Annotated in this window: 5 protein-coding genes; 2 read left to right on the top strand and 3 right to left on the bottom strand. The window is 48.0% G+C overall.

Going from position 1 to position 11,478, the window contains the following annotated elements; genetic code table 11:
• Positions 1-1,085: heavy metal translocating P-type ATPase (locus tag J7K63_03235; GenBank protein ID MCD6234037.1), on the top strand; the 1,085-nt coding region annotated here is incomplete at its 5' end.
• A 101-nt stretch (positions 1,086-1,186) separates the two neighbouring features.
• Here the strand turns inward: J7K63_03235 and J7K63_03230 are convergent.
• The 3 genes from J7K63_03230 to carA all read right to left on the bottom strand — a co-directional run bounded on the left by J7K63_03230 (position 1,187) and on the right by carA (position 9,369).
• Positions 1,187-4,342, bottom strand: coding sequence for a family 10 glycosylhydrolase (locus J7K63_03230; protein MCD6234036.1), 3,156 nt, complete (start codon positions 4,340-4,342; stop codon positions 1,187-1,189).
• 730 nt (positions 4,343-5,072) lie between these two features.
• Positions 5,073-8,294, bottom strand: a complete 3,222-nt coding sequence (gene carB, locus J7K63_03225; protein ID MCD6234035.1) for a carbamoyl-phosphate synthase (glutamine-hydrolyzing) large subunit — start codon at positions 8,292-8,294, stop codon at positions 5,073-5,075.
• Complete coding sequence (gene carA, locus J7K63_03220) at positions 8,287-9,369, bottom strand: glutamine-hydrolyzing carbamoyl-phosphate synthase small subunit (GenBank protein ID MCD6234034.1); 1,083 nt, start codon at positions 9,367-9,369, stop codon at positions 8,287-8,289. The genes carB and carA overlap by 8 nt, the downstream gene beginning before the upstream one ends.
• Before the next feature lie 216 nt (positions 9,370-9,585).
• On the opposite strand from carA, the gene dacB reads away from it, so the two are divergent.
• Entirely contained in the window at positions 9,586-11,049 is a 1,464-nt protein-coding gene (gene dacB, locus J7K63_03215; protein ID MCD6234033.1) for a D-alanyl-D-alanine carboxypeptidase/D-alanyl-D-alanine-endopeptidase, read from the top strand.
• The last annotated feature ends 429 nt before the right edge of the window (positions 11,050-11,478 follow it).

Raw genomic sequence — 11,478 nt, 5'->3', positions numbered from 1 at the left:
TTGCGTGTCCCTGTGCCATGGGTCTGGCCACTCCCACAGCCATTATGGCGGGGACCGGCAGAGGGGCCTTGAAAGGCATACTTTTCCGGAACGGCACAGCCCTGGAAACATCCGCCCGGGCGGATGTGATCCTCTTTGACAAAACGGGGACCATCACCCGGGGAGAACTGACCGTACAGGATGTCATCCCCCTGAAAAAGGCTCCGGAAAACTGGCTTGCCCTCACCGTATCGGCTGAAGCCGCTTCAGAACATCCCCTGGGAAAGGCTATTGTGAAATATGGTGAATTACAGGGGATATCTCAGCAGCCGGTGGAAAATTTTAAAATTCACAGTGGGGACGGACTCTCCTGCCGGATGGGGGATCAAAGCATTCGCGTGGGAAAACCGGAGTGGATCCTCAAGGAAAAAAATTATACAGATGAAATCATATCCCGGGTTCAGGCCCTTCGCCAAAAAGGTCAAACGGTAATCCTGACGGAAATTGACGGGCAGGTTGCCGGAATGACCGGATTGGCAGACAGGCTCCGGGAGGATATCCCCGAAACGATCCGGTCTTTGCAGGAAATGGGACTCAAAACAGCCATGGTCACCGGGGATAACCGGGTCACGGCTGAGGCCGTCGCCCGGGAAGCCGGTATTGAAACAGTGCACAGCGGTGTCATGCCTGATGGGAAAGCGGATATCGTCAAAGAATTCCAACAAAAGGGTCACCGAGTGATCATGGTGGGAGACGGTGTGAATGACGCTCCGGCTTTAACCCTGGCCGATGTGGGAATTGCCATGGGGACAGGCACGGATGTGGCCATCGAATCCGGCGATATCATTTTATCCGGACACCAGAGTACCCGGTTGAAGGATACACTCTTTCTTGCCCGAAAAACACTAACGACGATTAAACAAAACCTATTCTGGGCCTTTTTCTACAACATATTGCTCATCCCTGTAGCTGCGGGAGTACTTTATCCTTTCGAGAATCTGCCAAACCTTCTCCGACAACTCCACCCCATCCTGGCAGCCCTGGCCATGTCTGTCAGCAGTATTACCGTGATTATGAACAGCTTGCGATTGTATTCAAAAAAATAAGGCTTTCTTCGTCTCTTTCTCCTCCACTCAATACGTCCCATATAAAAAAGCACCGTCCATTTTGGAAGGTGCTTTTGTCTGTTTCTGTTTTAATTTGAATATTACTTCATCAGAACCATCTTTTGAATCTTTTGTATTCCATCGGCACGGAGCCGCAGGACATAAATTCCCGACGCAAGGTGCGAGGCATTGAAAACCACGCTATGGCGCCCTGCCGTGATAAAGCCCTCATGGATAACCGCAACCCGGCGGCCAGTTACATCCAACACATCCAGCGTGACCGAAACATCATGGGGTATGACAAAAGGAATAGTTGTCACGGGGTTAAAGGGATTGGGATAGTTATTCCCCAAGGCATAATCCAGGGGAACCTGTACCGGTTTCTCAAGACCTGTCAGACGGCCATCCCCATAAACCACCTGGTAAAAATTATCCACCCCGATAGTCCCGTAAAGGGCACTTTCCGGTGTCCGCCGCATCTGAAAGCTGTGAATCAGGTATTCATCGCCGTTCAGGATTCCATCACCGCCACCTGCGGCCCAGGTTCCTACAACAGAAGGATCATTCAGCGGCCATTCGAAGAGTTTCCAGCCCAGCCAGTTCAGCGTATCCCATTTGGAAACTTCCAACCCGGTAAGCACTCCGCCTGTCATTTCTTTTAAGCAAATGCGGAAGAGATTCTCACTTCCATCACTGTAAATAAAAACATGGAGCGTTTTTGTAGAGTCCATGGTACGTATGGCAGGCACACCATCCACCAGTTCAACGGACAAAAACCCGTCCGTTGTGTCAGGATCCCACAGATATGTCAGATAACCGCTCTTTTCCGGAGTCTGTCCGGGCACGAAAAATTCCTCCGTGTACCAGAAATTGGTTACGCTTTCATTGATCCCGTAGGTATAGGGAGACATTTGGGGCTTGTTCCAGGTTCCCCGGGCAAACATGCGGTCAATATACCTGGAATCGGCCAAATGGCGGTTTTGGGTTGTGAATGTCATTTCATACGGCTCAGAAAGTGCATTTCCTTTCAGATCCTTCAGATCCTGGCTCAGGCTGATGGTGTATTCGCAGTCCGGAATAAATTCCGTACAGGATTTCAAGGTGAATACCGATTGATTATTCGCCGTTGTCACTTTCCATGCCACGGCCGGAGGATCCAGGGTATCCGGAATTCCCACCGGTGTTTCTGTAATAGTCAAGGCCCGGTGAACGGTTGAACTGTCAATGATTTCGTTAAAAGGAATCGAAATTAAGCCATTGACGGAAAACCCCGTGATTTCCGCTGATCCGGGACGTGGCCACAGGCTCTGCGTATCCACAACGGGTCCTTCCGTGTCCGCCGGCTCCGTGGTAAAATCGAGGACAAAGGCATCACCGCCGTAGCCGTCCCTGTTCCCATCCAGTGGGACCCGGTTATAAAGCCCCACGGCGGATGGTTCCACACGGAGCTGATAGGGTGTGCCATACTGCAATTGTTCAGGAAAAGTGAGGGTAACAGCCTTCAGATCCTCCCGCCATTCAATGGCCATATCCGCTGTTGGAGAGATGGACAAGGCCGATGAGAATGTCTCAGGATCCACAGGATAGTCAAAGGTAATCAAAAGATGCTGATGGATGGGGACATTCATTTCATTCGGGGCAATGTTATGCCAGGTGACGGCCGGAGGATACATGGGGAGCGCTTCCGTTTCAACCATATTGGACAAACCGCTTTCCATCCAGGCCCTGTTCAGGCTGGTAACGGTAAATTTCCAGGTTTCGGGATGGGGCATTTTGGGATCAAAATAGAGAGGGATATCAAAGGTGGAATCTGAACGGACGATCCGGAAAATTGCCGAGGTATCGGGGTCAAAATCCGGACTCTGCTGACGATAGACGGCAAACCAGTGCGGTTGATCCAATTCGCCCGGTTCCACATGAATGCGATACCGGGATGTATCATCCTGAATAAGAGTAATGACCGGAACAGCCGGTACAGGATATCCCATAAACTCCGCGACCGGTGGTTTGACGGGCCGGTGGAAAATATTCTTTTTCGCCCACTCCCAGCTGTCAGGGTAGCTTTCCCAGCTTCCATAACTAAAAAACTGAAAACCATGTGTCCAGCCAAGATCACGGGTGTCATTCACGATACTCCGGTGGTTTGACCAGATATTATAATCCAGAAGGATATAAGACGCCGGTCCGGCTGTATAGTGATACCCGGCTTCGAGTCCCGGACCTATATTGGGATACCAGTCTGTTTTGAGTTCATTGGCAAACGTGAGTCCCGTCGTCCAGTGATAGTGCATAGGCATCAGATGATTCACCCATCCTTCATTGAACCATTTTGCCGCATCCTGGTAAACACTGTAATACCCGTTCCAGCTGGCGGTCCCCCCGGCTTTATAGCGTCCCAGGGCTGCGGCCGATATTTTCACCCAGGGTTTCACCTGCCGGACTGAATCCGCCACCAGTTCAATAAACCGGTTCACTGAACCACGCCAGTAATTTTCCCAGGAGCTGTATCCTTCCGGCACACCCCCGCTATAGGGATGCTCAACATCATAAAGGTAACGGCCGCCTTTGTTTTTTGTCAGGTCGTAAATCACCTCTTCAGGAGGAATATAGCCGTCGGCAAGGTTGTGCTCTTTCACATACAGGGCCCATTCCAGGCCGGTTTTGGAATTGCTGTATTCATTCCAGCGGACATAGTCGAAGTGGATTCCGTCTATATCATATTTATTGACAATTTCCAACACCACATCCCGGGTATATTCCCGCACTTCTGCCAGTCCGGGAGACAAACACAGGTTATCCCGCATGGGATTTCCGTCACGGTCCCGGCATACCCAATTGGGATGTTTTTGTGCCGGCGCACCTTTTGCCAGAGAAGCTGTGGCAAAGGTGTTAAACCAGGCATGGAGCTCCATACCCCTTGCATGGGCCTGTTCAATGGCATACTGAAGAGGGTCGTAGCCGGGGTAACTGTTATTGGTGTATGTCCCCCAGGGTTCATAATCGGATTGATAATAAACTTCCCCTGCCCTCCGGACATGCCAGAGAACAGCATTCATGTTTGCCGCCTTCATATTGTCCAGAATCTCACGCGTCCTGGCCTTGTTCTTTTCAATTGACGCCTCTGTATTCGTTGAAGAAACCATGTAATTCCAGATGATCACCCAGGCCGTCCTGAACTCCCGGTTGTTCAATTCGGCACCAAAGGCCTGAACCACTAAAATCAGAATGAGCAACACAGTAAATATCCGACATTTCATACATACACCTTCATTTTTTTATTTATTTGATTTCCATCAATAATATTAATTGATTCTCTCCAAAAATAACAGTCAAAAGAAAGGCATCCAGATACGACCGGATGAGGAGGGCGGTAGTTGGCAGTCGGCAGTTGTCAGTTCTCAGTCGGCAGTTGTCAGTCGACAGTTTGAAAGTCCCAACGCTGATGCACATAAACAAACCAGGAGCGAAGCGGCGCCTGGTCATCGAGTAGACCGCCGACAGGCGGTCGTAGCGAGATGCCAACTTCCAGCTTCCAACTTCACAATAAGATTGATTGGATCGGATGATTGGAAAATTGGGAGAATGATCCTGGATTTCAGACTGGGGAATTATTTGGCAAATCATATATAGGTTTAATAATATTATCTTGCGTTAAGCCGGAATTCGGTGTATTTTACCCCCGGGGTGGGGGGCGTTATCTTACGGAAATCATATATCCCATTTCTCTTATAATCTCGGTATCCAATCAGTAGAAAATCCCTAATCGAATCAATTATTTTTTAAGAAGTTAGAAGCTGGAAGTTAGAAATTGGCGCCGCTTCGCGACTGGTGTGTATACGTGGAGCAGCGGGCGTTGGAACTGCCAACTGCCAACGGGCGACTGTCAACTGAGAACTGACAACGCCCCAATCATCCAATCCAATCAATATTCTCTACCCTTCTCCAGTATCACAAACTCTCAGCTCAAAACACCAACTCTCCACTCCCCTAAACATATTCTCCCCAGCTCCGTATACTCAGATCCTTTTCTCTGTAGCGGGTCATAGCATAGACAAAAGCACTGGCCAGCCGGGCATTGGTAATGAGGGGAATATTATGATCAATGGCACTCCGTCGGATTTCATAATCGTTCCGGAGTTCACCCGTCGTCAGGTTTTTGGGAATATTGATAACCAAATCAATCTTTTTCTCCCGGATATAATCCAGAGTATTAGGCTTTTTATCCTCATCCGGCCAATGGAGGACTGTCGTTTTTATCCCGTTTTTCTTCAGAAAATCATGGGTCCCCTTCGTGGCATAAAGCTTATAGCCTTTCTCCTGAAGCAGCCGGCTGCTGATTATCATTTCAACCTTGGACCGGAGCGGACCTGTGGATAAAAGAATGTTTTTTTGCGGAATCCGGTAGCCGACAGACAGCATGGCTTTCAAAACGGCATCGTACACATCCTCTCCCAGGCATCCCACTTCCCCGGTGGAAGACATATCCACACCCAGCACCGGATCGGCTTTGGCCAGCCTGGAAAAAGAGAACTGAGAGGCTTTAACCCCAACATAATCCAAATCAAATATGGATTTGTTTATGGGAGGAATATCCTCCCCCAACATGACACGCGTAGCCCGGTCAATAAAATTCACTTTCAAGACCTTTGAAACAAAAGGGAAGCTCCGGGATGCCCGAAGATTACATTCAATCACTTTAATCTGATTATCTTTTGCCAGGAGTTGCATGTTGAAGGGGCCGGAGATCCTGAGTTCCCGGGCAATGCTCCGGGCTATTTTTTTGATCCGCCGGACCGTTTCCAGATAAATCTTCTGTGGAGGAAAGACAATTGTGGCATCTCCTGAATGGACTCCGGCAAATTCTATGTGCTCTGAAATGGCATAAAGAATCATCTCGCCGTTTTTTGCCACGGCATCAATCTCAATCTCCTTTGCTTCCTCAATGAATTTGGAAACAACCACAGGATATTCTTTGGAAACATTTGCTGCAAGAGAAAGGAAGTGCTCCAGTTCATCCCGGTTGGATACCACATTCATGGCCGCACCGGAAAGGACATAGGATGGTCTGATGAGAACGGGAAAATCCACCATATCTACAAAGCGGTGAATATCCTCAATACTTGTGAGTTCCTGCCACTCGGGCTGATCAATCCCAAGCCGGTCCAGCATAGCAGAAAATTTGTGACGATTCTCGGCATTGTCGATAGACACGGGCGACGTTCCCAATACCGGAATTTTCTGCCGGTAAAGCCGCATAGCCAGATTATTGGGAATTTGACCGCCTACGGATACAACAACTCCCCCGGGATTTTCCAGCTCTGCAATATCCATCACCCGTTCCAAAGTCAATTCATCAAAATAAAGCCGGTCACACACATCGTAATCCGTACTTACCGTTTCGGGATTGTAATTGATCATGACAGACCGATAACCCAGTTCATGGATAGTTTTCAGAGCACTGACACTGCTCCAGTCAAACTCCACCGAACTGCCGATCCGGTAAGCGCCTGAGCCGAGAACAATAACCGATTTTCCGTCCTGTTCGTATGTCACGTCGTGAGTCAGACCGTTATATGTGAGGTATAAATAATTGGTTTTCGCCGGGAATTCTCCGGCCAGAGTATCAATTTGCTTCACCACGGGACGGATACCCCGCCGATTCCGTTCCTCCCGGACACGCAACAAATCGTTCTCAATGACTTTGTTCGGGCTTTTCAGAACTGCCCGGGCTATTTGAAAATCAGAGAAACCAAACTGTTTTGCCCGCAGAAGTATCAAATCCGGAATCGCCTGAAGATTTTTATATTCTGAAAGCCGGGTATATAGATTTACAATGTTTTTCAGCTTTTCAAGAAACCAGTGATCAATACGGGTCAGAGCATGAATTTTTTCCACCGGATAGTTATTCATCAGAGCATGGGCTATGACAAAAATACGCATATCGGTTGGTTCGGTAAGGGCTTTGTCCACATCTTTCACGTCAAAACCCCGGTTGCCCACAAAGCCGTGCATTCCCTGACCAATCATGCGGAGGCCCTTTTGGATTGCCTCTTCGAAGGTCCGGCCAATGGCCATGACCTCACCCACACTTTTCATGCTGCTGCCGATTTTCTTGGAAACTCCCTGGAATTTTTCCATATCCCAGCGGGGAATTTTGCATACGATATAGTCCAGAGCCGGCTCAAAAAAGGCGGATGTGGTTTGCGTGACAGAATTTTTTATCTCGTGCAAACCATATCCAAGTCCCAGCTTTGCAGCCACAAAAGCCAGGGGATAACCGGTGGCTTTTGAAGCCAGGGCACTTGAACGGGAAAGGCGGGCGTTCACTTCGATCACGCGGTAACCCTCCGAGTCGGGGTCCAGGGCATATTGTACGTTGCATTCCCCTATTACTCCGATATGGCGGATAATCCGGATAGAGAGTTCCCGGAGTTTATGGTATTCACTGTTGGTAAGTGTCTGGGATGGTGCCACAACAATACTTTCTCCGGTATGAATCCCGAGGGGATCAAAATTTTCCATATTGCACACTGTAATGCAATTGTCGTATTGGTCCCGAACCACTTCATATTCAATTTCCTTCCAGCCTTTAAGGGATTCTTCCACCAGGACCTGCGGGCTGTAGGAAAAGGCCGATTCAGCCATTCGGCGGAGTTCTTTTTCATCGGAAGCAAACCCCGATCCCATGCCTCCCAGAGCGTATGCCGCCCGGAGTATGACAGGATATCCCAGGGTTTCGGCTGCTTGACAAGCCTCTTCTACTGAGGATGTAGCCATACTCCGGGCAGTACTGACACCAATTTCCCGGAGTTTTTCAACAAAGATGTCTCTGTCTTCCGTGTCAATAATTGCCCGGACCGGCGTTCCCAGAACTTGAATATTGTATCTTTCAAACACTCCGTTTTTATAGAGTGCAATGCCGCAATTGAGAGCCGTCTGTCCGCCAAAAGCCAGTAAAATACCATCAGGCCGCTCTTTTTCTATCACCCGTGTGACAAAGTGGGGTGTTACAGGAAGAAAATATATCTCATCCGCCAGTTCTTCCGAGGTTTGCACCGTGGCAATATTGGGGTTTATCAGAACGGTCTGAATCCCTTCTTCTTTCAGAGCTTTCAGTGCCTGAGACCCGGAATAGTCAAATTCACCGGCTTCCCCGATTTTGAGTGCGCCGGATCCTAATACCAGGACCTTCTGAATCTGTTTATCCATCATACCTGCTTTTTATTCGTGTGATAAATTCTTCAAAGAGAAACTGAGTGTCGGTCGGACCTCCGGATGCTTCCGGATGAAACTGGGTTGAAAAGAAAGGTTTTTCCTTGTGGATGATTCCTTCCACCGTCCCGTCGTTGACATTTTCAAAATAGATTTCCCATTCCGGAGGGATACTATCAGGATCTACGGCATACCCATGATTCTGAGAGGTAATGTAACATCTGAAAGTCCCTTTCTGCTGCACCGGCTGATTATGACTCCTGTGCCCGTATTTCAGCTTATAGGTATCAGCGCCTGCAGCCAGAGCCATAAGCTGGGATCCCAGACAAATTCCAAAGACGGGGACTTCGTTCTGCAGAGCTTTTTTCAGGTTACCAATGGTTTTCCCGCATTGTTTGGGATCACCGGGACCATTCGTGAGAAAAATACCGTCAAAGGATTCACGGGTTACATCAAAATCCCAGGGAAGACGGGTTACTTTTGTGTCGAATCGCAGCAATTGCCGGATAATGTTATTTTTCACACCACAATCAATTAAAGCGATGTGGTACCGTCCTGATCCATAGGTTAAAGGGCTTTCCACGCTCACCTTTTCCACCAGGTTTTCCCCGGAAGGATCATACCATTCCGTATCGCCGTCTATGAGAATTTTTCCCAGCATGGTCCCCTTCTCCCGGAGAATCTGGGTCAAAGCCCGGGTGTCTATGTCATACACTCCGGGGATTTTGTGCTCGATAAGCCACTCCTGAAGACTTTTTGCAGCGTTCCAGTGGTGATAATTAAAGGAATAATCGGAAATAATCAGCGCTGAAACATGAATCCGGTCCGATTCATAATAGGCATGGAGCCCTTCTTTCTCTTCCGGTGCCGGTACGCCGTAATTACCGATTAACGGATAGGTGGATACAAGAATCTGCCCTTTATAGGAAGGATCGGTCAGGCTCTCCGGATATCCGGTCATCGCCGTGTTAAAAACAATTTCACCTGAAACAGAGCGTTCATATCCAAAAGACTTACCCGTAAATTCCATACCGTTTTCTAAAATAATTTTTGCGCTGCGTTCGTGTTTCATGAATCCTCAGTTTCCCCAATTTTTATAAATTAAAAGTTTTCTGGGAATTTTGCTTAACATTTATGCCTTATTTTTAAATTTTATCGAAAAGAAATCAGTGAGATCCTTTACCGGGGTAAATCCTGCACTATGTACTGAAAAAGTGATTCACTTATTCGTCAGGGATGACTACTTTCGGGAAAATTCTATTTAACAGACATCTGTCAGGAGGATAACGTGAAACGGACAGCACTCATTATCAGCGTAATAATCTTTTGTTCATCTCTCACTTTCGGAGAAACGCCGGCAGAGCTTACGGAACGGCTTGCCCGGGAAACAGAGGCTCTTAAACATGCTCAATGGAGCGTGTATGCCATGTATGCCGATAACGGAGAAGTCATTATTGACCACCATTCGGATGAGAGTCTGGCAGCGGCATCGGGGCTCAAGCTGGTGACAACGGCAGCAGCCTTGCTGGAACTGGGTGAAAATTTTCGATTTAAAACAGAACTGGCATATAAGGGGGATATCAATAAGCGCGGAGTGCTGGACGGAGATCTGATTGTCATCGGCGGAGGAGATCCGGTTTTAGGTTCAGACTGGTTGAAAACTGCTATTCAGATGGATTCGCTGAAAGTCATGCTGGTACAGACCGTTGAAAAAGCCGGAATTCAGTCTGTAAAAGGAGATCTGATTTTGGATGTGAGTATCTTTGATGATCAGGTTTTACCCGATGATTGGATCTGGACCGATATCGGCAATTATTACGGAGCCGGGGTTTGGGGATTGAATATTGCCAACAATCTGTATCATCTGACATTCCGTCCCGGTGATAAAGAAGGGGATCCTGCACCGGTGATCGATCTTTCTCCCCGGATTCCCGGACTTTCCTTTATCAATCACATGAAAACAGGTCCCGAAGGATCCGGCGATCAGGGATACATTTACTGTCCTCCCAGAGGAAAAACAGCCTATCTCAGGGGGACTGTCCCTGCAGGCTTTGAGGATTTTACAATTCGAGGCTCCATGCCAAATCCCCCGGAATGGATGGGACATTGGTTAAAAGAAGCCCTGATGCGTGCCGGCATTGAAGTCCGGGGAAAGGTAAATGTAACAGAAACACCAACAGACCGGGAAGGATTTCATTCACTCCTGATCATCTCTTCCCCTCCTCTCCGGGAAATCATTGAGGTCACAAACAAGCGAAGTGTCAATCTTTTTACGGAAGTGCTTTTAAAGATGACGGCTCTCCACCATTCCGGTGAGAGCAGTACATCTGCAGGAACCCGGACGGTCCGGGAAATTTTTACGGAACGGGGACTGGAATTGGATGGGTTCCGGATGAAGGACGGGAGCGGATTATCCCGATCCAATATGGTTCGGACATCCCATTTCGCACACATTCTGGCCTATATGTCCCAAACACCCCTTGCCCGGACTTATATGGAATCTTTTTCTCTCTGCGGATCGGATGAAGAGCCGGGCTGGTTGAAAAATTTCGGCCGCGGGACTCCCGTAGAAATGAATGCCCGGATAAAAACCGGCTATATTGAAGCGGTCCGCTCCCATTCCGGTTATGTGACATCCCGCTCCGGCAGGCTTATCACTTTTTCTATGATGTGCAACAACTTTACAGGCTCTACCGGACCCATTAACGAAATCCATGAGAAAATTGTCATTTCCCTGGCAGAATTGAGATGAAACGTGGAGATGGAAAATCAGAAGATTGGATGATTGACCTTGGACTTCAGTCCGGGAAAAACGGGGAGAAAGCAGCAGCCCGGGACTTCAGGCCGGAGGAATTATTTGGCAAATCATATATAGGATTGATAATATTATCTTGTATTAAGTCGAATTTCGGTATATTTTACCCCCGGGGTAGAGGCAATCACATTACAAAAACGACATAATTAAATATTACTAATTTTTAATAAACTCCGTAGTCTCAACCTCTCAACCTCTAAACGTCTCAACGTCTAAACATCTCAACATCTAAACCTCTAAACGTTCTCTACAAGTCGGATCAACGCATCGAGATGCTGCAGTATCAGTTCACCCCGGGGGATTTTCATTTTTTCCAGTTCCTGAATGTATTCATCAGCATCTTTCGATGACAAGCCAAACCAGCTG

The sequence above is a fragment of the Candidatus Neomarinimicrobiota bacterium genome (assembly GCA_021157965.1).
GTDB lineage: Bacteria > Fidelibacterota > Fidelibacteria > Fidelibacterales > Fidelibacteraceae > Fidelibacter.
The sequence above is the reverse complement of the archived record's forward strand: the minus strand, read 5'-3'. Positions and strand labels throughout refer to the sequence as shown.

Coding starts and splice junctions, on each gene's coding strand:
- J7K63_03230 (MCD6234036.1), bottom strand. CDS start 4,342: ATGAAATGTCGGATATTTACTGTGTTGCTCATTCTGATTTTAGTGGTT.
- carB (MCD6234035.1), bottom strand. CDS start 8,294: ATGGATAAACAGATTCAGAAGGTCCTGGTATTAGGATCCGGCGCACTC.
- carA (MCD6234034.1), bottom strand. CDS start 9,369: ATGAAACACGAACGCAGCGCAAAAATTATTTTAGAAAACGGTATGGAA.